The sequence below is a fragment of the Nocardia brasiliensis genome, assembly GCF_042691675.1.
Taxonomy (GTDB): Bacteria; Actinomycetota; Actinomycetes; order Mycobacteriales; family Mycobacteriaceae; genus Nocardia; species Nocardia brasiliensis_D.
This window is the reverse complement of sequence record NZ_CP170507.1, coordinates 7,920,693-7,943,122: the sequence shown is the minus strand read 5'-3', so window position 1 is coordinate 7,943,122 and position 22,430 is coordinate 7,920,693. Positions and strand designations below refer to the sequence as shown.

Genomic DNA, 22,430 nt, shown 5'->3' with positions numbered 1-22,430 from the left:
TCACAGTGGCGCGTGTTGTGGTGACGCCGGAACCGCACAACTGAATATCGAACGGTGGTTGGACGGCCAACACGGTCCAACCGAAGGGGCGTAGCTCAACTGGCAGAGCAGCGGTCTCCAAAACCGCAGGTTGCAGGTTCAAGTCCTGTCGCCCCTGCCTTCCGTAGCGACAGCTAGCAGGTCGCTCGAAAGAACCAGCATGCCAGCGACGAAAGGATCGACGTGGTCGACGAGCGGGACCCTCGCCACGGCGCGCATGCGGCCGACGACGGCGATGACACCGCCGCGGTGGCTCGGCCGAGCGGCAAACGATCCGCCCGGCGGACGCGCAGTGCGTCGGCCGACACGGGTTCGATCGCCACACTCGATCGACCTTCGTCGCGCAAGGCAGCCAAGACCGATCGGGCCGAACGCCAGAAGACGGGTAACCCCTTCAAGCGTTTGATCAAGTTCCTGCGTGAGGTAATCGCAGAACTGCGCAAGGTCATCTGGCCCAACCGGAAACAGATGGTCACCTATACGAGCGTTGTTCTGGTGTTCGTGATTTTCATGGTCGCGTTCATCAGTGGATTGGATGTGGCGTTCATCAAGGGTGTCACCTGGCTGTTCGGCTAGCAGAACCGGCGCTTGCGACTGCTTGCCGGTCGCTCGACCCGGTCGGCCGACGCCGCCGGCCGATCCCGGGGCGGACACCGGCGGAGTAATTCCGCCGCGCGCCCGGCCCCGGCACGCAGAGGATGTACGTGACGACACAGGAAGCGAGTGCCCCAGTGAGCACCCCGGAGAACGACACAAACGAAGAGTTCCCGGTCGATGACGCGGTGGTGGAGCCCACCACCGAAGACGTCGCGACCGCCGAAGACTCCGAGGACGTGGCTTCCGAGGACGCTGCGGACGCCGCCACCGAGTCCGCGGACGCCGCTGCCGAGGCCGCCCCGATCGACGCGGAACCCGCCGATCCGGTCGCCGAAATGAAGGCAGCGCTGCGGCGCGCCCCCGGTGACTGGTACGTCATCCACTCTTACGCCGGTTACGAGAACAAGGTGAAGGCCAACCTCGAGACCCGCGTGCAGAACCTGGATCTCGAGGAGTACATCTTCCAGGTCGAGGTGCCGACCGAAGAGGTCACCGAGATCAAGAACGGCCAGCGCAAGAACGTCAACCGCAAGGTGCTGCCCGGTTACATCCTGGTCCGGATGGAACTCAACGACGAGTCGTGGGGCGCGGTGCGCAACACCCCCGGGGTCACCGGTTTCGTCGGTGCCACCTCGCGTCCGTCGCCGCTGTCCATCGACGACGTGGTGAAGTTCCTGGTCCCCGCCGCGCAGCAGAAGAAGGCTCCGGCCGCCGCTGCCGCCGGCACCGCCGAGTCCGCCGCCGAGTCGGTGACCAAGCCGGTCATCGAGGTCGACTTCGAGGTCGGCGAGTCGGTGACCGTGATGGACGGCCCGTTCGCGACGCTGCCCGCCAGCATCTCCGAGGTCAACGCCGAGCAGCAGAAGCTGAAGGTGCTCGTGTCGATCTTCGGCCGCGAGACTCCGGTCGAGCTCGGGTTCACCCAGGTCGCGAAGATCTAAGACGTTCCGTCGGCCCGGACGCGATCCGGGCCTTCGACGGGATGAATCGGCCCGGACCACGGGTTGGTTCACCAGGACTTGCAAAGAGCAAGGAAAACAGACACCTAGGAAAGAAAGATGCCCCCCAAGAAGAAGAAGCTCGCCGGGATCATCAAGCTTCAGATCCAGGCCGGCCAGGCGAACCCCGCCCCTCCGGTGGGTCCCGCGCTGGGTCAGCACGGCGTCAACATCATGGAGTTCTGCAAGGCGTACAACGCCGCGACCGAGTCGCAGCGTGGCAACGTCATTCCGGTCGAGATCTCGGTGTACGAGGATCGGTCGTTCGACTTCAAGCTGAAGACCCCGCCCGCCGCTCGGCTGCTGCTCAAGGCCGCCGGTGTGCAGAAGGGTTCGGCTGAGCCGCACCGCCTGAAGGTCGCGAAGGTCACCATGGACCAGGTCCGGGAGATCGCCAAGACCAAGCAGGAAGACCTGAACGCCAACGACATCGATCAGGCGGCGAAGATCATCGCGGGCACCGCTCGTTCGATGGGTATCACCATCGAAGGCTGAGCCTCAGCGCCGGAGGAGGTAGCGCAGCGTCACCACGTAGGCGTAGCGAAGACTTCCATCGAGCACGAAGGCTGAGCGTCCGCGCTCACAGGTGGGAGGGCCGGCCAGGCCCGAGAACCACGTCTGAACCAGAAACTTAAGGACAGAGAATCATGGCAAAACGAAGCAAGGCGTATCTCGCCGCGGCCGAGAAGGTCGATCGCAATCAGCTGTACTCCCCGCTCGCCGCAGCGCGGCTGGCCAAGGAGACCGCCACCACCAAGACCGACGCGACCGTCGAGGTCGCCGTTCGTCTCGGTGTGGACCCGCGCAAGGCCGACCAGATGGTCCGCGGCACGGTCAACCTGCCGCACGGCACCGGTAAGACCGCCCGCGTCATCGTGTTCGCGGCAGGCGAGAAGGCCGCCGAGGCCGAAGCCGCCGGTGCGGACGCCGTTGGCGCCGAGGACCTGATCGAGCGGATCCAGGGCGGCTGGCTCGAATTCGACGCCGCGATCGCCACCCCGGACCAGATGGCCAAGGTCGGCCGGATCGCGCGCGTCCTCGGACCGCGTGGCCTGATGCCGAACCCGAAGACGGGCACGGTCACCAACGACGTGACCAAGGCCGTCAACGAGATCAAGGGCGGAAAGATCAACTTCCGCGTCGACAAGCAGGCCAACCTGCACTTCGTCATCGGCAAGGCGTCCTTCGACGACGCCAAGCTGGTGGAGAACTACGGCGCCGCGCTGGAGGAGATCCTGCGTGTGAAGCCGTCGACCGCCAAGGGTCGCTACGTCAAGAAGGTGACGGTCTCGACGAACACCGGACCGGGCATCCCGGTGGACCCGAACCGCACCCGCAACCTCCTCGACGAGGATGCGTAAGTAGCACTCGAGCAAGTCCGCAACGGCGGGAACGCGTTTCGCGTTCCCGCCGTTGCGCGTTTCCGGGTCGGACTAATTCCCGGGCCCCCGTCGTTGGCCATGAGGTGACGGTTGTCCTGCTGATCTCCGGGAGCACCCGCAGTGCTTCGACCAACTCCGCCGCCTTGCGCACGGTGCGGGCGATCGCCCCGGCCGACGTCGAAATGCAGTGGTACGAAGGCCTGGCCGAGCTGCCCGCCTTCAACCCCGACGACGACGGCACCGCACATCCATCGGTTCTCGCACTGCGCGAACAACTTTCGCGCGCGGACGCGGTACTGTTCTGCACCCCCGAATACGCGGGCACCCTGCCCGGCAGCCTGAAGAACCTGCTGGACTGGACCGTCGGCAATGCCGATCTGTACGAGAAGCCCACCGCCTGGATCAACGTCGCCGCCCCCGGCCGCGGCGAAGGCGCCGCCGCCACCTTGGCCCTCGTCCTCGGCTACGTAGGCGCCGCCATCGCACCCGATTGCGGCGCCAGGCTGCCGGTCGACCGCGACGACGTCGGCCCGGACGGCTTGGTCGCCACCCCGGAATTCCGAACCGGCGCAAGAGAAGCACTCACCAAACTGGTCGCCCGCGTATCGCCCTGACCCCCGGCACTTTCGATCTCACAGAGCGTCCGTACGCCTCACCGGGGGGTAGATGCTCTGTGAAGGGTGCGGACGCTCTGTGAGATCGGGGTTGTCAGGCGCTAGTGCGGCGAATCCGGTTTATCGGCAGGGGATTTGCGCCAGGCCAGTAGGACCGACTCACCCTCTTGCGCACCCCACGGGAGGAAGATCGCAACCACGATCGCGCACACTACGACCGCGCCTGCCGCGACCAGCGAGGCGGTGTGCGAACCCTCCAGTGCCGCCGATTTCATTGCGATGATCAGGTTTTCGCGTTGGCTCTCGAAGAACGGGGGGAGCGGGCGTTTGCGGAGTTCCAGCACACTCAGCGGGCTGGACTTCACCAGGCTCTTCTCGTTGTCGTTCATCAACGTGGCGGGTAGGGCATCGATGCGCGGGGCGATCCGGGTCGTGTAATACGACGCGACGATCGAGCCGAGCACCGCGACACCGAGGGTCCCGCCGATTTCGCGGGTGGTGTCGTTGACCGCCGACCCCGCGCCTGCCTCATTGAGCGGTAGCGAACCCATGATCGACTCGGTGGCCGGCCCCTGGACGATGCCGACGCCGAGCGCCATGAACACCATGGCGGGCAACACATCAGTGACATACGGACTGTCCACGGTCACCTGGCCGCCCAGATACAGCCCGAGTCCGGTGCTCAGCAGACCGGTCACGATGACCGGCGTCGGCCCGAACCGCTGCGCGAGCAGGGTGGCGATCGGTGCGCCCACCGCGACCGAGAACGCGAACGGTAGTGAGGCGATACCGAATTGGAGCGGGGTGTACTCGCGTACGCCTTGAAAATACTGGGTGATCAGGAAGAGGAAGCCGAACATCGAGAAGTAGCACACCGCAATGGCCAAGGCGGGCATCGAGAACCGGCGATTCCGGAACAGCGTCATATCCAAAATCGGTGTCCGCGTGCGCAATTCCCAGAGGACGAACGCGGCGAGTAGTGCGACGCCGAGCGCGAAGGTTCCCAGTGTCGTGGTGGAAAGCCAGCCGAAGCGCGGTGCTTCGATGATCGACCAGACCAGCAGCGTGATGCCCGCGATCGACAGCGCGATGCCCGGCAGATCCAGCCGCCCCACCTGGGCGGACCGCGATTCGGGCACCCAGATCATCGTCGCGACCACCGCGACGAGCGCGAGCGGCACATTGATCCAGAAAACGGAATGCCACGAAAAGTGTTCCAGCAGCCAGCCGCCCGAGATCGGGCCGATCGCGATGGCGAAGCCCGCCATGGCGGTCCACGCCGCGATGGCGAGTGCCCGCTCGCGTGTGTCGCGGAAGATGTTGATGATCAGAGCCAGCGTCGCGGGAAAGACCGCCGCGGCGAACACGCCCATCGCCGCACGCGCGGTGATCACACCGCCCATGGAGCCGGACAGCGCGCCCGCGACCGACATGGCGCCGACGCCGACCAGGCCGATGATCATGACTCGGCGGCGGCCGTAGCGGTCGCCGAGGTTGCCGAAGGCGAGCAATAGCCCGGCGAAAGTCAGGGTGTACGCGTCCACGACCCATTGCAGGCCGCTGACACCGGTCTGGAGTTCCACTCCGATCGAGGGGAGCGCCACGTTCACGATGGTGTTGTCGAGGACGACCAGCAGCTCGGCGAGGCAGATCACGGCCAAGGCGATAAAGCGCTGGTTACGTCGTTCCAGCAGCATCGGTGGATCGACTATGGAGGTTGCCATAGTCAAGCAGTCAAACAGTAACTGTCACCGTTGGTAACACTTTCTTTGGGCGATCTCGCCCACATGTCGCCGCGGATGTGATTCGAAGCACAGCGAATCGGATACCGAATGGCCTCGATTCCCCTGTAAACCCCCCCGTTTTGGCGGATGGGGGTGGGTCCAGGTACATTGGACATCAGTTATCGACTAGTTCGATTCCTACCCAAATCCGTTCTACCGAAGACCGTTGGTCGTCGAGCCCACATGGGTTCGATCGAAGGTCCGGCGACATTGCCGGCGGCCCACGCAGGGAGAACCGAGGCCGTGTATTTATTTGTGCGCCCCGGAACGCTCTGCGTCCGGGGCGTTTGTTTTGTCGCCGTCCCCTGATCGGTAGTCCGCAACGAACCGACCATCAGAGAGGAGGCGAAGTATGGCAAAACCCGAGAAGGTCACTGCGGTCGAGGAGATCGCGGAGCAGTTCAAGAGCTCGACTGCCACCGTTGTCACGGAATACCGTGGTCTGTCGGTCGGCAAGCTCACCGAGCTGCGGCGCGCGCTCGGCGCCGAAGCCACGTACTCCGTCGCCAAGAACACCCTGGTCAAGCGCGCTGCCGCCGAGGCTGGCGTGGAGGGCCTGGACGACTTGTTCGTCGGACCGACCGCGATCACCTTCATCAGTGGTGAGCCGGTTACCGCGGCGAAGGCCCTGAAGACCTTCGCGAAGGAAAACAAGGCGCTCATCATCAAGGGCGGCTACATGGACGGCGCACCGCTGTCCGTGTCCGAGGTCGAGAAGATCGCCGACCTGGAGTCCCGCGAGGTCCTGCTGGCCAAGCTGGCCGGTGCGATGAAGGGCAACATGGCCAAGGCCGCCGGTCTGTTCAACGCTCCGGCGTCGCAGGTGGCCCGTCTGGCCGCCGCGCTCGTCGAGAAGAAGCAGGCCGAAGCCGGTGGCGACACCGCTGCCGCTGAATAACCCCGTGCGGGTGATTCGCGTGCGCGTCGCCCTCATGTACATCAACTACCGAAAGGAACAACATCATGGCCAACGTTGACGAACTGCTGGAGACCTTCGGCAACATGACCCTGCTCGAGCTGTCGGACTTCGTCAAGAAGTTCGAAGAGAAGTTCGAGGTCACCGCGGCCGCTCCGGTCGCCGTCGCGGGCCCCGCCGGCCCGGGCGCCGTTGCCGAGGCCGTCGAGGAGCAGGACGAGTTCGACGTCATCCTCGAGGGTGCGGGCGACAAGAAGATCCAGGTCATCAAGGTGGTCCGCGAGATCGTCTCCGGCCTGGGCCTGAAGGAAGCCAAGGACCTCGTCGAGGGTGCCCCGAAGGCCATCCTGGAGAAGGTTGCCAAGGATGCCGCCGAGGCCGCCAAGGCGAAGCTGGAAGACGCCGGCGCCAAGGTGTCGGTCAAGTAATTCACGACCGAATCGCCGACGGGCGGTCCCCTATGGGGGGCCGCCCGTTTGCTGTTTCCGGCGACCTGCGCCAACAATCCGGAAATAGCGAGTGAAACGGGGTTACTCTTCAGTCAGGTTGGGCTGTGCCCCGTCTCGCTCTTGGGATACAGTGGCCGGACCCACTGTGACGTGACACACCGCGAGACCGAGCACGCGGTTCGCCGGTGGGCAGCTCGCTGAGAAATTGTGGAGGTTGGCGTGGGCGTCGAGGTCAGAACCGAAGGTGTTACCAAGTCCTTCGGGTCACAGCGAATTTGGCAGGATGTCTCACTCACCTTGCCTTCCGGCGAGGTCAGCGCACTGCTGGGCCCGTCAGGTACCGGTAAGTCCGTCTTTCTGAAGTCGCTGATCGGGCTGCTGCGTCCGGAACGCGGCTCGATCTATATCGGCGATACCGATATCACCACCTGCTCCAACAAGGAGCTCTACGAGATTCGCAAGCTCTTCGGCGTGCTGTTTCAGGACGGTGCGCTGTTCGGCTCGATGAACCTCTTCGACAACGTCGCCTTCCCGCTTCGTGAACACACGAAGAAGACGGAATCCGACATCAAGAAGATCGTCATGGAGAAGCTGGAGCTGACCGGTCTGCTCGGGGCCGAAGGCAAGCTGCCCGGCGAGATCTCCGGCGGTATGCGCAAGCGCGCCGGCCTGGCTCGTGCCCTGGTGCTCGACCCGCAGATCATCCTCGTCGACGAGCCGGACTCCGGCCTCGACCCGGTGCGAACCTCCTACCTGAGCCAGTTGCTGATCGACATCAACGCGCAGATCGATGCCACGATCCTGATCGTCACGCACAACATCAACCTGGCCCGCACCGTGCCCGACAACATCGGCATGCTGTTCCGTCGCCAGCTGGTCATGTTCGGCCCGCGCGAGGTGCTGCTCACCTCCGAGGAGCCGGTGGTCAAGCAGTTCCTCAACGGCCGCATGCAGGGCCCGATCGGCATGTCCGAGGAGAAGGACGAGGCCCAGATGGCGCGCGAGCAAGCGATGTTCGACGCGGGCCACCACCACGGCGGCGCCGAAGAGGTCGAGGGCATCATTCCGCAGATGCAGGCAACTCCCGGCATGCCGGTGCGCCAGGCCGTGCTGCGCCGCAAAGAGCGGGTTCGCGAGATCATGCACACCCTGCCGCACGCGGCACAGGTGGCGATTCGTGAGTCACTTGATCAGAACGACGAGACCCAGGTGATGGCGTACAACAACAGCGACCTGGGTAGTTACCCGGGCGGCGCGTACGACACCACCACTCGACACAACACAACTAACGGGTAACATCTGCGTTCGTGAACTCTGCCCTGGCGCGATTGCGGACTCCCCTGGAGTCGGGATTTGGCCAGGCCGGCAACATCTTCGCACTGTTCGTCGACGTGCTGCGCAAGACGTTTCGCCGGCCCTTCGAGTGGCGGGAGTTCATCGAGCAGTCGTGGTTCATCGCCAGCGTCTCGATCCTGCCCAGCGCACTTGTCGCTATCCCGTTCGGCGCGGTCGTCGCGTTGCAGACCGGCTCGCTGATCAAGCAGCTCGGTGCCGAATCCTTCACCGGTGCCACGAGTGTGCTGGCCACCGTGCAGCAGGCGGCGCCGGTGGTCACGGCGCTGATCATCGCGGGCGCGGCCGGATCGGCGGTCGCCGCCGATCTCGGCTCGCGCACCATCCGTGAGGAGATCGACGCGCTGGAGGTGCTCGGCGTCGATCCGGTGCACAAGCTGGTCGTGCCACGGGTGCTCGGCATGACCCTGGTCGCGCTGCTGCTGAACGGCCTGGTCTCGGTCGTCGGCATCGCGGGCGGCTACTTCTTCAACGTGCTGCTGCAGGGCGGCACGCCGGGCGCCTACCTCGCCTCGTTCTCCGCGCTGGCGCAGCTGCCCGACCTGTGGATCGGTGAGATCAAGGCGCTGGTATTCGGCCTGATCGCCGGTGTGATCGCCGCGTACAAGGGGTTGCATCCCAAAGGGGGTCCGAAAGGAGTAGGTGACGCGGTGAACCAATCCGTGGTGATCACGTTCCTGGTGCTGTTCTTCGTGAACCTCATCCTGACCCTGGTGTACCTGCAGGTCGTCCCGGCCAAGGGCGCCTGACCGGTGGCCACCCAGTACCGCAACCCCGTGATCGCCAAGTCCCTGCGCCGGGCGGGCGATGTCGTCCGCGCACCGATGAAGGTGATCGATCGGGCCGGCGAGCAGATGTCGTTCTACTCGCGCGCCATCGCCTGGATCCCGCGCACCGCGGTGCATTACCGCAAGGAGGTCATGCGGCTGCTCGCCGAGGTGACCTTCGGCAGCGGCGCGCTCGCGGTGATCGGCGGCACCATCGGCGTCATCGTGTTCATGTCCGGGTCGGTCGGCGTTGTCGTCGGTTTGCAGGGCTTCAAGGCGCTGGACGCGCTCGGTAGCTCGGTGCTCACCGGCTTCCTCACCGCTTACATCAACACCCGCGAAATCGCGCCGCTGGTCGCCGCTTTGGCGCTGTCGGCGACGGTGGGCTGTGGTTTCACCGCCCAGCTCGGCGCCATGCGAATCTCCGAGGAGATCGATGCGCTCGAGGTGATGGCGGTGCCCGGCGTGCCGTTCCTGGTCACCACCCGGGTGATCGCCGGTTTCCTCGCGGTGATCCCGCTGTACATCGTCGGCCTGCTCGGCACGTTCCTGGCGTCGCGGATGATCAGCATCTGGTTCAACGGGCAGTCCAGCGGCTCGTACGACCACTATTTCAGCCTGTTCCTACCACCTGAGGACGTGCTCTATTCGTTCCTCAAGGTGCTGGTGTTCGCGTTCGTGATCATCATGGTGCACTGCTACTACGGCTTCCACGCCACCGGCGGACCGGCCGGCGTCGGCGTCGCGGTGGGCCGCGCGGTGCGTGCGGCGATCGTGCTGGTGAACGTGCTCGACTTCTTCTTGAGCCTGGCTATCTGGGGGACCACTACGACTGTGCGGGTGGCGGGATGACTCGCGGCGTGCAGGCGTGGCGGTCGACCGAGAAGCTCCGGATCCGGCTGCTCGGTATCGCGTTCTTCGTGGTGGTGGCGCTGTTCCTGTGGACGACCATCGCCATCTACAACAAGCAGTTCGTGAAGACGGTCGATGTCGACCTGGTCACCGACAGCGTCGGCAATGCGCTGACCAAGAACGCCGATGTCAAGGTCCGCGGTGTCAGCGTCGGTGAGGTGCGGTCGAGCTACTCCGACAACGGCAAGGTGACGTTGAACCTGGCCATCCAACCGGACAAGGCGAACCAGATCCCGGCCAACGCGACCGCGCGGCTGCTGCCGAAGACGCTGTTCGGTGAGCGCTATGTGGATCTGGTGATCCCGGCCGACCGCAGTGCCGAGCACCTGACCAATGGCGTGACGCTGCGGCAGGACAAGAGCGGCAACGCGATCGAACTGAGCAAGCTGCTCGACGACCTGATGCCGCTGCTGCAGGCGATTCCGCCGCAGGACCTCGCCGCCACCCTCGGCGCGCTCTCGCAGGCGCTGTCCGGCCAGGGCCACGCGCTCGGCGAGAGCGTCGACAAGCTGGACAATATCTTCCGTCAGGTCAACGGCGTGCTGCCGGACCTGCAGGAGGACCTGCGCAGCTTCGCCGAGGTGGCCGCCACCTACTCCGATGCCGCGCCACAACTGGTCAACGCGCTGGACAACCTGCGAACCACCAACGCGACCATCGTGCAGCGGCGGTGGGACATCGACTCGCTGTACGCCGTGCTGACGCCGACCTCCTCGGACACCGCCGACTTCCTGATCGCCAACCGCGACAACATCATCGACCTGTCCGCGGATTCACGTCCACTGTTGGAGCAGCTGGCCACCTACTCACCGACCTTCCCGTGCGTGATGGCGAACTTCGCCCAGCTCAAGCCGCGTATCGACGAGATCCTCGGCAAGGGCACCGAGCACCCGGGCACGCGGGTCACCATCGAGCTGACCAATCCGCGCGGCAAGTACCTGCCGAACCAGGACGAGCCGCGCTGGCTGGATGACCGTGGGCCGTGGTGCATTCCGGAGAAGCCGCTCGGTGTCGACCCCGGTCAGTACACCGGCGGCGCGAACAACGACGGTTCCTACGCGGTGCCGAGCCGCAACCCCGGCGACCTGGAGACCGGCAAGCTGTCGCCGCCGCAATTCGGCGTCTACCCGGCGAGCAATGTCGCGACTATCGCTGGCTCGCCGCTGGAGCAGCAGTCGCTCGGCGCGATCTACGGTGCCGCGCATGGTGTTTCGCCTGATCAGGTGCCGAGCTGGGTCACCAGGGCCGGCGCGCCCGCGTTCCGTGGCAGCGAGGTGAGCGTTCGATGAAGCAGAAACTGCGCGGCTTGGGCGGTCCGCTCACCAAGCTGATCATCTTCGTCGTCGTCACGCTGTTCGCGACCACCGTGCTCGGCCTGTCCATCGCCAACTACAGCGGTGGCGGCACCGAGTTCAAAGCCAGGTTCACCGATGTCACGTCGTTGAATACGGGCGACGAGGTGCGTGTCGCCGGGGTGCGGGTCGGCAAGGTCACCGGCGTCTCGATCGTCGACAAGCGCCTGGCCGAGGTGAAATTCGAACTCACCGACCGGGATTGGCTGCCCGCCTCGACCACCGCGAGCATCCGCTACCGAAACCTGGTCGGCCAGCGCTACATCGCGCTCGAACAGGGCACCGGCGAGCAGGGCCGCAAGCTCAACGAGGGCGGCACCATCCCGCTGGAGCGCACCAACCCCGCGCTGAACCTGACCACCCTGTTCAACGGCTTCCGTCCGCTGTTCCGCACGCTCACCGCCGACGACGTGAACAAGCTCTCCTTCGAGATCATTCAGGTGTTCCAGGGTGAGCAGGGCACGATCCACGACCTGGTGGCGACCACCGCGAGTCTGACCAACAAGATCGCGGACAAGGACGCGGTGATCGGTGAGCTGGTCCGCAATCTGACCACCGTGCTCGACACCGTCAACCAGCGCGACGACCAGTTCAACCAGCTCATCGTCAACACCGAGGCACTGGTCAGCGGGCTGTCCGCGGAACGCGACACCATCGGCCGCTCGGTGACCTCACTCGGCAACCTGGCCTCGGCCACCGCCGATCTGCTGGTTCCGGTTCGCCCGACGCTGCAAGGTTCGATCGCCGGATTGAGCCAGCTCACCGGCACCATCAACGAGCGCCAGGACGATGTGAACGCGGTGCTGCACAACCTGCCGATCAAGATGGAAAAGCTCGGCCGGGTGGGCAGTTACGGCTCCTGGTTCCAGTTCTATCTGTGCGGCATCGACATCGTCGTCGGCCCCGGCGCGGTGGACGCGCCGCAGCTCAACCTGCCCGCCGGACTACCGACGATCAACCAGCCGCTGTACACCAACGCCGCGCCGCGCTGCTCCGGGAAGGCCCGCTGATGGACGACCGGATTCTGCTCGGCCGCCGCAGCCCCGTCTTCATGGGTGTGCTCGGCCTGGCGATGGTGCTGCTGGTGACGCTGTCGGCGTTCTACCTCGACCGGCTGCCGATCATCGGCGCGGGCACCAAGTACACCGCCGAATTCTCCGAGGCCGCTGGCCTGAAGAAGGGCAACGAGGTGCGCATCGCCGGGGTGAAGGTCGGTTCGGTGTCCGACGTGCGGCTCGACGGCGCGAAGGTGCTCGTCGACTTCCGCACCCAGGACGCCTGGATCGGCAGCGAGACCACCGCCTCGATCCAGATCAAGACGGTGCTCGGGCAGAAATATCTGGCGCTGGACCCGAAGGGGTCCAAGGCGGCCGACCCGGCGAAACGGATTCCGTTGTCGCGCACCGTATCTCCATATGACGTGGTGGATGCGTTCACCGATGCGGCCAAGAACATCGACCAGATCGACACCGCGCAGTTGGCCACCAGCATGCGGGTGCTCTCCGATGCGTTCGCGACGACGCCGCCGGAACTGCGCGGCTCCATCGACGGCGTCGCCCGCCTGTCGGAGACGCTGGCCAAGCGCGACGAGGAGCTGAAGAAGCTGTTCGCCGCGACCAGGCAGACCACCAAGGTGCTCGCCGACCGCAACGCGGAGTTCGAGCGGCTGCTCGCCTCCGGTGGCCAATTGCTCGCCGAGCTCAACATTCGCCAGCAATCCATCGCGCAGCTGCTGTCCGGCGCCAAGACGGTGTCCGCCGAGCTGAGCGCGTTGGTGCACGACAACGAGGAGCAGATCGGCCCGGCGCTGAAGAATCTGCGCGGTTCGATCGATCTGCTGAATGCCAACCAGCAGAACATCTCCAAGACCTTGGAACTCGCGGCGCCGTTCTATGGGCTCTACGCCAATGTGCTCGGCACCGGCCGCTGGTTCGACGCGGTGATCGTCAACCTGATCCCGCCCGCGCTGCCGGAGATCCCCGGCGCCCGTCCGCCGATCCGCAACATGGGAGGTAACTGACATGGCGGATCGGCTGCGCGCACTGCGTGATTCGGGCAAGGGCAAGGTGGCCATCGCGCTGGTCGTGATCGTGGCGGTGCTGGTTGCCGGGGTGCTCTGGTGGATGTTCGATCGGCTGACCACCACCAAGATCACCGCGTACTTCGATCGCTCGGTCGGCATCTACGAGGGCTCGGACGTGCGGGTGCTCGGCGTTCCGGTCGGCCGGGTGGATTCCGTTGAGCCGCAAGGCGATCAGGTCAAGATCGTGATGAGCGTCGACCGCTCCTACGACGTGCCCGCCGATGCGCGGGCCGCCCAGATCACGCCGTCGATCGTGTCCGACCGCTACATCCAGCTGACTCCGGTCTACACCGGCGGGCCGAAGATGGCGCGCACCGCGACCATTCCGCGCGATCGCACGGTCACCCCGGTCGAGGTCGATCAGCTGTACAAGAGCATCACCGAACTCTCGGATGCGTTGGGCCCCAACGGCGCCAACAAAGAGGGCGCGGTGAACGAGCTGGTCCGCACCGGTGCCGCGAACCTGGACGGCAACGGCGAGGCGCTGGCCAACAGCCTCACCCAGCTGTCCAAAGCCGCCAAGTATCTGTCCGACGCGCGCGGCGACATCTTCGACACCGTCAAGAATTTGCAGAGCTTCGTCACCATGCTGGCGCAGAACGACGCGCAGGTGCGCCAATTCAATGTCCAGCTCGCCGATCTCTCCAGCTTCCTCGCGAACGAGCGAGACGACCTCGGCGCCGCGCTGAATCTGCTCTCGGTCGCGCTCGGCGACGTCGCCCGGTTCATCGACAACAACCGCGACCTGATCGCCAGCAATGCCGAAGGGCTGGTCCAGCTCACCAAGACGCTGTCCGATCAGCGCGACGACCTGGCCGCGGCCCTCCCGGTGCTGCCGCTGGCGCTGAGCAACCTGATCAACGTGCACAATGCCGAATCAGGCACCCTCGACATGCGTGCCAATTTCACCGACCTGCAGGACCCGTTCGGTGTCATGTGCAAGCTGATCGACCTGTCCAAGCTGCGGCCCGGCGATCCGCAGTTCGAGGCGCTCGGCAGGCAGATGCGGCCGATTCTCGATCACTGCAAGGAGATCTCGGACCAGATCACCGCCGGCGTGAAGACGCCGACGTTGATCCTGCCGTTCGGCATCCTCAGCAATGAGAACCAGCAGCGTGCGCCGGTGCCCGGCACCGTGCCCGGCACGCCGTCGGATCAGCTTCCGCCGTCGCAGGGAGGTGAGCGGTGAGTCGAATCCGTTCTGTCACACGTGGTCTCGGCTCCGCGCTGATTGTCGGGCTGGCCGCGGCGCTGGTCACCTCGTGCGCGTCCGACGGTATCTACAGCGTCCCGCTGCCCGGTGGCGCCGATGTCGGTGCGCACCCGATGCGCATCGACATCCAGTTCGACGACGTGCTCGACCTGGTGCCGCAGTCCGCGGTGAAGGTCGAGGGCGTGCCGGTCGGCCGGGTCGAGGACATCAAGATCGGCAAAGACCAGTGGACCGCGACCGTGCGCGCCGTGGTGAACTCCTCGGTGAACCTGCCGGAGAACGCGCGTGCCGAAGTGCGCCAGTCGAATCTGCTCGGCGAGAAGTTCATCGAGCTGTCCAAGCCCGCGAGCGATCCAGACCCGAAGCCGCTGCGCGACGGTTCGGTGATCCCGGTCGACCACACCAGGCACGCCACCGAGATCGAGCAAGTGCTCGGCGCGATGTCGTTGCTGCTCAACGGCGGCGGCGTCGCGCAGCTGCAGCCGATCGTCACCGAGTTGAACAAGACTATGGGCGGACGCGAGGATCGGGTGCGTTCGCTGCTCGAACAGGCGAACATCCTGATCAAGGGACTCGATGATCAGGTGAACGACATCACCAGGGCGCTGGACGGTCTCGATGTACTGAGCAGCCGGGTGAGCAGGCAGACCGAGCAGATCGGCAAGATCCTCGAGCAACTGCCGGAGGGCGTCAAGATCCTGGAGCAGCAGCGTCCGCAGCTGGTCGGGCTGCTCGGGCAGCTGGATCGGGTCGGGCAGGCCGGTTTCGACGTGCTGAACCACTCGAAAGACGACCTCATCCGCGACCTGACTTCGCTGCGCCCGACGTTGCAGGAGTTGGGTAAGGCCGCGCCGGATCTGGTCAGCGCGTTGCCGTTGATTCCGACCTATCCGTTCCCCGACTCCACCCTGGAGTCCACGTTCGGTGGTTCGGTCAATACCTGGCTGTCGGTGGATCAGCAGATCGGTGTCACGCTGAGCAATCTCGGTGTGGGCAAACCGGATCCGGTGTACGTCCCGCCGACCAACGGCCCGCCGGTACCGGTGAATCCGACCAACCCGTACTACAACGGCAACGGCCCGCGCCCCGGCTGGCCGACCGTGTCGATCCTGCCGCTGCCGCCGAACATGGCGCAGCCGCCCGCGCCGGGCGTGCCGCCGAATCCGGTGGGGGCGATTCTGGAGCAACTCGGAGTGGGTGGTGCTCGATGACGAGATTGGTCCGCTGGCAGCTGGTCATGTTCGCCATCGTCGCGGTGGTCGGCGTCGTGTACGTCGGCGCCAAATACATTCGGCTCGACCACATGCTCGGTTTCGGTCAGTACGAGGTGAAGGTGCAAGCGGCCCAGACCGGCGGCATCTACAAGGGTGCCGAGGTGACCTACCGCGGGGTGCCGGTCGGCCGGGTCGGCGAGCTGGAACTGACCGGCGACGGCGTGCTGATGCACCTTATCGTCGATTCGAGCTCGCCGAAGATTCCCGCCTCGGCGAAAGCCGTGGTGGCCAATCGTTCCGCGATCGGTGAGCAGTACGTCGATCTGCAACCGGACACCGACTCCGCGCCCTACCTGCACGACAATTCGGTGATCACCTCGGCGGCCACGCCGGTGCCGGTCGAGCAGCTGGTCGCCAGCGTGGACAGCTTCACCCGCTCGGTCGACCTGGCGGCGTTGAACACCACCGTCCGCGAGCTCGGCAAGGCGTTCGACGGCAAGGGTGACGACCTGCAGGTTTTCGTCGATTCGCTGAACAAGTTCACCACCACGTTCAACGAGACGTTGCCGCAGACCATCCAGCTGATCCGCGACGGCAAGGTGGTGCTCGGTACCCAGGCCGAGCAGTCCGGCGCCATCCGTGAGTTCAGCGACGGCCTCGACAAGCTCACCGCGCAGCTGCGCTCGAGCGACCCGGACATCCGCAGATTGATCGGCACCGGCACCGACGCGGGCCAGCAGATCGGCGCGCTGCTGCACGAAAGCGGTGGCGCGATCACCCAGGACTTGGCCAACCTGCGGTCGCTGTTGCAGGCCATCTCGCCCAAGTTCTATGCGATCCGCCCGCTGCTGCAGATGCTGCCGCAGTTGTCGATCGGCGGCTCGTCCACCGCGCCCGGCGATGGCACCACACACTTCGGCCTCGTGCTGGAAACCAACAACCCGCCGGCCTGTACCGTCGGCTACGAGGGAACGCAGCGGATCCTCGAGCAGATGAAGGCGCAGAATCCCGACTTCGACGACACCCGCGACGAGTTCCCGTTCAACAAGGATGCCAAGTGCCTTGTGCCGCAAGGTAATCCGACCGCAGTGCGCGGCGGCGAGCGAGCCGAACTGGCCGATCCGAACATCGTGCAGCCGTGGGATTCGAACCCGAAGACCGATCCGGAGCGGCTGAACCTGACTCCGATCGCCGTGCAGCTGGCGACCCTGATGGGAGTTACGCCGAAGCGGTGACCAGGACCGATGACGTTAGGGTGGCGCAGGTGAGTGCAGATTTGTCCAAGCAGCCCGACTCCACGGAGCCGCGGGAAACGCCGGACCCCGCCGACGCCGCGGACCGGTCCGAGGCGGCCGCCGAGGCTCCGGTCGAGGGCGCGCACGACAAGCCCGAGACCGCCGGTCGCACCGACATCGTTCGCGCGTTCGCGCTGATCGGATCGGCGGCCCTGCTCGTCGTCGCCCTGGTCGCCGCCGTCTGGTTCGGCACCGGCTGGGTGCGCTCGGCGGTCAGCGACGCCCCGCGCGCCGACGCCCGCGACACCGCACTCGACGCCGCTCGCCAAGCCGCGATCAACATAACCTCGATGAATCTCGACGACGTTCCCGGGTCGCTGGCCCTGGCCCGTTCCTCGATGACCGGTGCGCTGCTCGAGTCCGCCGACAAGAACAAGGACCAGGCCGAGACGCTGGCGAAGCAGACCGGTGTCGGCATGACCTCGAAGGTGCTCGGCGCCGCGCTCACCACGCTGAACAGCGAGAAGGACAAGGCTTCGGCCCTGGTGGTGCTGCAGGTGACCGAGACAGGCAAGGACAAGCCACCCGCCGAATACCGCTACACCTGGAACGTCGACGTGACCAAGGCCGGCGAGGTCTGGAAGGCCGAACAGATCTCCTCGCTGAGCCAGCCGGTGCTGCTGAGCGGTGGCCAGGGTCGGTCCCCGCAGCCGCCCGCCGACCAGCCGCCCGGCGTGCCCAAGCCTGGATCGTAGGAGGAACCAGACATGACTTCTCGTAAGCCGGTCAACCGGGTCACCTCCAAGCGACGGCCGTCCACCGAGCAGCAGTCTCGCGCCGCCGCGCCGCGCACCACCCCGACTCGCAAGCCACGGGTGACGGGCACCACCCGCCCCGCGGTAACGCGCGCGACACGTTCCGAGCAGCGACCCGAACCGCGCCCGGCCCGCCGCTTCCGGAAGCGCGGTGCGCGCCCCGCTAAAACGGGTCGCTCGTTCTGGTCCCTTGTCGCCGCCTGCCTGATCGCCGCGGTCCTGCTCGGTGGATTCGCTGCCGTCGCCGCGTCGCGTCCCGGCGTCGACGACTCGAACAAGGCCTTCGTCGACAACAAGGCCACCGAGGAGGTGCGCGCGGCCGCCGATCACGCCCTGAAGACCGTCTACGCCTATGACGTGAAGAACATCGACGGCTACCGCGACACGGCGCGCCAAGTGCTCACCGGCAAGATGCTCGCCGATCTCGACAAGTACGCCGACACCACCATCTCGGCGGTAAAACAGGCGCAGACCAGCGCCGATGCGAAGGCCGATCCGATCGCTGTGACCTTGCTCACCGACGATCGGGCCGAGCTGCTGGTCAACCTGGTCGTCAGCGCCACGAAGGACGGTGTCGCGCAGCAGAGCGTCGCGGGTCCGATCGTGCTGCACATGCAGAAGGTGGATGATCGTTGGCTGGCCAGCGACATCGTCGACCAGTGATCGCGTAGCGGCCCATGGCATCTCGTCGACGCCTGGTCGGTGCCCAGGAGCGCTTGCGAGCGCGAATGCGCGAGGCCGCCCTACTTGACGACTTTCGCCCGAGCAGTCACGCTATTCACAACAGCGGCAGCTGTCACAGTGGCTCCATAACGCCCCGTCGTCCCCGACGCAGCCAGCGATTCGGACACGGCGCGCCAGCCTTGTGAATGTGCGCACGGGTGGTAGGTTGACGCCCCCGTGACGATTGGTGTACGGTTGGACGTTGCGCTGGCTGCCTCCTGTCCATACCTCGATTTGCACACGTAAGTTCCACCCTTCCGGTGTTACTTCCGTTGTTGCCTGTTCGGGTTTCGTTCGGGTTGTAACCAGCGGAATTCGTAGCAGACAAGCGACGGTCGCGGACCACCACGCGACGCGCGTGAGGTGCTGGAAGGACGCATCTTGGCAGTCTCCACCCAGACCAAGGCAGTTGCCGGAATCCCCGGAGCCCCGTTGCGGGTGTCTTTCGCGAAGATCCGTGAACCCTTGGAGGTGCCCGGACTTCTCGATCTACAGACGGACTCATTTGCATGGTTGATCGGTTCGCCGTCATGGCGTGAAAAGGTCGCCCTTCGCGGCGATGTCGGGCTAGTCGGGGGACTCGAGGAGGTGCTCGAGGAGCTCTCGCCGATCGAGGACTTCTCCGGCTCCATGTCCCTGTCTTTCTCTGACCCTCGGTTCGAAGAGGTCAAGGCCTCCATCGACGAGTGCAAAGACAAGGACATGACCTACGCGGCGCCGTTGTTCGTCACCGCGGAGTTCATCAACAACAACACCGGTGAGATCAAGAGCCAGACGGTCTTCATGGGTGATTTCCCGATGATGACCGACAAGGGCACGTTCATCATCAACGGCACCGAACGCGTCGTCGTCTCCCAGCTGGTTCGCTCGCCGGGTGTCTACTTCGACCACTCCGTCGACAAGACCACCGAGAAGGACCTGCACAGCGTGCGTGTCATTCCGTCGCGTGGCGCGTGGCTGGAGTTCGACATCGACAAGCGCGACACCGTGGGTGTCCGCATCGACCGCAAGCGTCGCCAGCCGGTCACCGTGCTGCTGAAGGCGCTGGGTTGGACCAACGACGAGATCGTCGAGCGTTTCGGTTTCTCCGAAATCATGATGTCGACCTTGGAGAAGGACAACACCGCCGGTCAGGACGAGGCGCTGCTGGACATCTACCGCAAGCTGCGTCCGGGCGAGCCGCCGACCAAGGAGTCGGCGCAGACCCTGCTGGAGAACCTGTTCTTCAAGGAGAAGCGCTACGACCTGGCGCGCGTCGGTCGCTACAAGATCAACAAGAAGCTGGGCATCCACCTCGGCGAGCAGGTCACCGGATCGGTGCTCACCAAGGAAGACATCGTCACCACGATCGAGTACCTGGTCCGCCTGCACGCGGGCGACCGCGTCATGACCGCCCCCGGCGGTCAGGAGGTCCCGGTCGACGTCGACGACATCGACCACTTCGGTAACCGTCGCCTGCGCACCGTCGGCGAGCTGATCCAGAACCAGATCCGAGTGGGCCTGTCCCGCATGGAGCGCGTGGTCCGCGAACGGATGACGACCCAGGACGTCGAGGCGATCACGCCGCAGACCCTGATCAACATCCGCCCGGTCGTCGCCGCGATCAAGGAGTTCTTCGGAACCTCCCAGCTGTCGCAGTTCATGGACCAGAACAACCCGCTGTCGGGTCTGACCCACAAGCGCCGCCTGTCGGCCCTTGGTCCGGGTGGTCTGTCCCGTGAGCGGGCCGGTCTGGAAGTCCGCGACGTGCACACCTCGCACTACGGCCGCATGTGCCCGATCGAGACCCCGGAAGGCCCGAACATCGGCCTGATCGGTTCGCTGTCGGTGTACGCGCGGGTCAATCCGTTCGGCTTCATCGAAACGCCGTACCGCAAGGTGGTCGACGGCAAGGTGACCGACGAGGTCAAGTACCTCACCGCCGACGAAGAGGACAGGCACGTTCGTGCCCAGGCCAACTCGCCGGTCGACGCGGAGGGCCGCTTCCTCGAGGACCGTGTGCTCTGCCGCCGCGGCAACGAGGAGAACGAGCTCGTCCCCGCCAACGAGGTCGACTATATGGACGTCTCGCCGCGCCAGATGGTGTCGGTCGCGACGGCGATGATCCCGTTCCTCGAGCACGACGACGCCAACCGCGCCCTGATGGGTGCGAACATGCAGCGTCAGGCCGTGCCGCTGATCCGTTCCGAGGCCCCTGTCGTGGGCACCGGCATGGAACTGCGCGCTGCCGTCGACGCCGGCGATGTCGTGGTGAACGAGAAGGGCGGTGTGGTCGAGGAGGTTTCCGCCGACTACGTCACCGTGATGGCCGACGACGGGACTCGCAAGAGCTACCGGATGCGGAAGTTCGCTCGTTCGAACCAGGGCACCTGCGCCAACCAGCGTCCGATCGTGGACGAGGGCCAGCGGGTGGAGGTCGGTCAGGTACTCGCGGATGGGCCGTGCACCGAGAACGGTGAGATGGCCCTGGGTAAGAACTTGCTGGTGGCGATCATGCCGTGGGAAGGCCACAACTACGAGGACGCGATCATTTTGTCGCAGCGCCTGGTGGAGGAGGATGTTCTCACTTCGATTCACATCGAGGAGCATGAGATCGATGCTCGTGACACCAAGCTCGGTGCCGAGGAGATCACTCGTGATATCCCGAATGTCTCCGATGAGGTCCTGGCCGATCTCGACGAGCGCGGGATCGTGCGGATCGGTGCCGAGGTTCGGGATGGTGACATTCTGGTCGGCAAGGTCACCCCGAAGGGTGAGACCGAGCTGACTCCCGAGGAGCGGTTGCTGCGGGCGATCTTCGGTGAGAAGGCCCGTGAGGTGCGTGACACCTCGCTCAAGGTGCCCCACGGTGAGTCGGGCAAAGTCATCGGTATTCGGGTGTTCTCGCGTGAGGACGACGACGATCTGCCGCCCGGTGTCAACGAGTTGGTGCGGGTGTATGTGGCGCAGAAGCGCAAGATCCAGGACGGTGACAAGCTCGCTGGTCGCCACGGTAACAAGGGTGTGATCGGCAAGATCTTGCCGACCGAGGACATGCCGTTCATGCCGGATGGCACGCCGGTCGACATCATCCTCAATACCCATGGTGTGCCGCGTCGTATGAACATCGGCCAGATCCTGGAGACCCACCTCGGCTGGATCGGCAAGGCAGGTTGGCAGGTCGACGTCGCCGCGGACGGGACCCGTCCCGACTGGGCCAAGGCACTGCCCGAGGAAATGCTCGGCGCTCCGGCCGACTCCAACATCGCGACGCCCGTCTTCGACGGCGCCCGCGAAGAGGAGCTGACCGGTCTGCTCGCCTCGACCCTGCCGAACCGCGACGGTGAGCGCATGGTCGACGACAACGGCAAGGCCACCCTGCTCGACGGACGTTCCGGCGAACCGTTCCCGTACCCGGTGGCGGTCGGCTACATGTACATCCTGAAGCTGCACCACTTGGTCGACGACAAGATCCATGCCCGTTCGACCGGTCCGTACTCGATGATCACCCAGCAGCCGCTCGGTGGTAAGGCACAGTTCGGTGGTCAGCGCTTCGGTGAAATGGAGTGCTGGGCCATGCAGGCCTACGGCGCCGCCTACACCCTGCAGGAACTGCTGACCATCAAGTCCGACGACGTCGTCGGTCGCGTCAAGGTTTACGAGGCGATCGTCAAGGGCGAGAACATTCCGGAGCCGGGCATTCCGGAGTCGTTCAAGGTGCTTCTCAAGGAACTCCAGTCGCTGTGCCTCAACGTCGAGGTGCTGTCTTCGGACGGCGCCGCGATCGAGATGCGCGACGGCGACGACGAGGATCTGGAGCGCGCTGCCGCGAACCTGGGCATCAACCTGTCCAGGAACGAAGCAGCCACCGTCGACGATCTGGCGAACTAGGCGGTCGGCCGGATGTCATTGAGTTTCAAGGCATCCGGCCTCCGCGCTCGACCAACTAGTGAACTTTTTGCTCGAATTCGACCCGAATAGGGGCTGCAAAGTTGAACTTTCACT

Annotated in this window: 20 protein-coding genes and 1 tRNA gene; 20 read left to right on the top strand and 1 reads right to left on the bottom strand. The window is 65.2% G+C overall.

What is annotated here, in order from left to right:
- The first annotated feature begins 84 nt into the window (after window positions 1–84).
- From ACFK0J_RS36520 to ACFK0J_RS36495, 6 genes are all read left to right on the top strand, one after another.
- Window positions 85–157, top strand: a tRNA-Trp gene (locus ACFK0J_RS36520).
- A gap of 65 nt (window positions 158–222) precedes the next feature.
- A complete protein-coding gene (gene secE / locus ACFK0J_RS36515; RefSeq protein ID WP_218471884.1) occupies window positions 223–615 on the top strand; it encodes a preprotein translocase subunit SecE in 393 nt (130 codons plus the stop codon).
- A gap of 155 nt (window positions 616–770) precedes the next feature.
- Complete coding sequence (gene nusG / locus ACFK0J_RS36510) at window positions 771–1,577, top strand: transcription termination/antitermination protein NusG (RefSeq protein ID WP_378743270.1); 807 nt, start codon at window positions 771–773, stop codon at window positions 1,575–1,577.
- 117 nt (window positions 1,578–1,694) lie between these two features.
- Entirely contained in the window at window positions 1,695–2,129 is a 435-nt protein-coding gene (gene rplK / locus ACFK0J_RS36505) for a 50S ribosomal protein L11 (RefSeq protein WP_378734248.1), read from the top strand.
- Between the two features lie 152 nt (window positions 2,130–2,281).
- Window positions 2,282–2,995, top strand: a complete 714-nt coding sequence (gene rplA / locus ACFK0J_RS36500; protein WP_378734247.1) for a 50S ribosomal protein L1 — start codon at window positions 2,282–2,284, stop codon at window positions 2,993–2,995.
- A 104-nt stretch (window positions 2,996–3,099) separates the two neighbouring features.
- Window positions 3,100–3,630: an NADPH-dependent FMN reductase gene (locus ACFK0J_RS36495; RefSeq protein ID WP_378734246.1), complete on the top strand. Its 531-nt coding sequence runs from the start codon at window positions 3,100–3,102 to the stop codon at window positions 3,628–3,630.
- 101 nt (window positions 3,631–3,731) lie between these two features.
- Here the strand turns inward: ACFK0J_RS36495 and ACFK0J_RS36490 are convergent, their stop codons facing one another.
- Window positions 3,732–5,354 carry an MFS transporter gene (locus ACFK0J_RS36490; RefSeq protein WP_378734245.1) on the bottom strand — a complete coding sequence of 541 codons (1,623 nt, stop codon included), beginning with the start codon at window positions 5,352–5,354 and terminating at the stop codon, window positions 3,732–3,734.
- 412 nt (window positions 5,355–5,766) lie between these two features.
- On the opposite strand from ACFK0J_RS36490, the gene rplJ reads away from it, so the two are divergent.
- From rplJ to ACFK0J_RS36420, 14 genes are all read left to right on the top strand, one after another.
- Window positions 5,767–6,312: a 50S ribosomal protein L10 gene (rplJ, locus tag ACFK0J_RS36485; RefSeq protein WP_218471880.1), complete on the top strand. Its 546-nt coding sequence runs from the start codon at window positions 5,767–5,769 to the stop codon at window positions 6,310–6,312.
- 65 nt (window positions 6,313–6,377) lie between these two features.
- Window positions 6,378–6,758, top strand: a complete 381-nt coding sequence (rplL, locus tag ACFK0J_RS36480) for a 50S ribosomal protein L7/L12 (protein WP_107659495.1) — start codon at window positions 6,378–6,380, stop codon at window positions 6,756–6,758.
- Window positions 6,759–6,998: 240 nt separating this feature from the next.
- Entirely contained in the window at window positions 6,999–8,075 is a 1,077-nt protein-coding gene (locus ACFK0J_RS36475) for an ABC transporter ATP-binding protein (RefSeq protein WP_218471878.1), read from the top strand.
- An 11-nt stretch (window positions 8,076–8,086) separates the two neighbouring features.
- Window positions 8,087–8,881 carry an ABC transporter permease gene (locus ACFK0J_RS36470; RefSeq protein ID WP_218471877.1) on the top strand — a complete coding sequence of 265 codons (795 nt, stop codon included), beginning with the start codon at window positions 8,087–8,089 and terminating at the stop codon, window positions 8,879–8,881.
- 75 nt (window positions 8,882–8,956) lie between these two features.
- Window positions 8,957–9,751 carry an ABC transporter permease gene (locus ACFK0J_RS36465; protein ID WP_246634834.1) on the top strand — a complete coding sequence of 265 codons (795 nt, stop codon included), beginning with the start codon at window positions 8,957–8,959 and terminating at the stop codon, window positions 9,749–9,751.
- Entirely contained in the window at window positions 9,748–11,100 is a 1,353-nt protein-coding gene (locus ACFK0J_RS36460) for an MCE family protein (RefSeq protein ID WP_378734244.1), read from the top strand. The genes ACFK0J_RS36465 and ACFK0J_RS36460 overlap by 4 nt, the downstream gene beginning before the upstream one ends.
- Window positions 11,097–12,173 (top strand): MCE family protein, encoded by a 1,077-nt coding sequence (locus ACFK0J_RS36455; protein WP_378734243.1) that lies wholly within the window; start codon window positions 11,097–11,099, stop codon window positions 12,171–12,173. Before ACFK0J_RS36460 ends, ACFK0J_RS36455 begins: the two co-directional genes overlap by 4 nt.
- On the top strand, window positions 12,173–13,183 hold the full coding sequence (locus tag ACFK0J_RS36450; RefSeq protein WP_378734242.1) for an MCE family protein: 1,011 nt from the start codon (window positions 12,173–12,175) through the stop codon (window positions 13,181–13,183). Before ACFK0J_RS36455 ends, ACFK0J_RS36450 begins: the two co-directional genes overlap by 1 nt.
- Window position 13,184: 1 nt before the next feature.
- Window positions 13,185–14,435: an MCE family protein gene (locus ACFK0J_RS36445; protein ID WP_378734241.1), complete on the top strand. Its 1,251-nt coding sequence runs from the start codon at window positions 13,185–13,187 to the stop codon at window positions 14,433–14,435.
- Window positions 14,436–14,440: 5 nt separating this feature from the next.
- Window positions 14,441–15,670 (top strand): MCE family protein, encoded by a 1,230-nt coding sequence (locus ACFK0J_RS36440; protein WP_378743268.1) that lies wholly within the window; start codon window positions 14,441–14,443, stop codon window positions 15,668–15,670.
- Window positions 15,667–16,908, top strand: a complete 1,242-nt coding sequence (locus ACFK0J_RS36435) for an MCE family protein (protein ID WP_378734240.1) — start codon at window positions 15,667–15,669, stop codon at window positions 16,906–16,908. The genes ACFK0J_RS36440 and ACFK0J_RS36435 overlap by 4 nt, the downstream gene beginning before the upstream one ends.
- 29 nt (window positions 16,909–16,937) lie before the next feature.
- A complete protein-coding gene (locus tag ACFK0J_RS36430) occupies window positions 16,938–17,663 on the top strand; it encodes a hypothetical protein (protein WP_378734239.1) in 726 nt (241 codons plus the stop codon).
- A gap of 12 nt (window positions 17,664–17,675) precedes the next feature.
- Window positions 17,676–18,386, top strand: a complete 711-nt coding sequence (locus ACFK0J_RS36425; protein ID WP_378734238.1) for a hypothetical protein — start codon at window positions 17,676–17,678, stop codon at window positions 18,384–18,386.
- A gap of 423 nt (window positions 18,387–18,809) precedes the next feature.
- Window positions 18,810–22,316 carry a DNA-directed RNA polymerase subunit beta gene (locus ACFK0J_RS36420; protein WP_378734237.1) on the top strand — a complete coding sequence of 1,169 codons (3,507 nt, stop codon included), beginning with the start codon at window positions 18,810–18,812 and terminating at the stop codon, window positions 22,314–22,316.
- Window positions 22,317–22,430 lie beyond the last annotated feature (114 nt).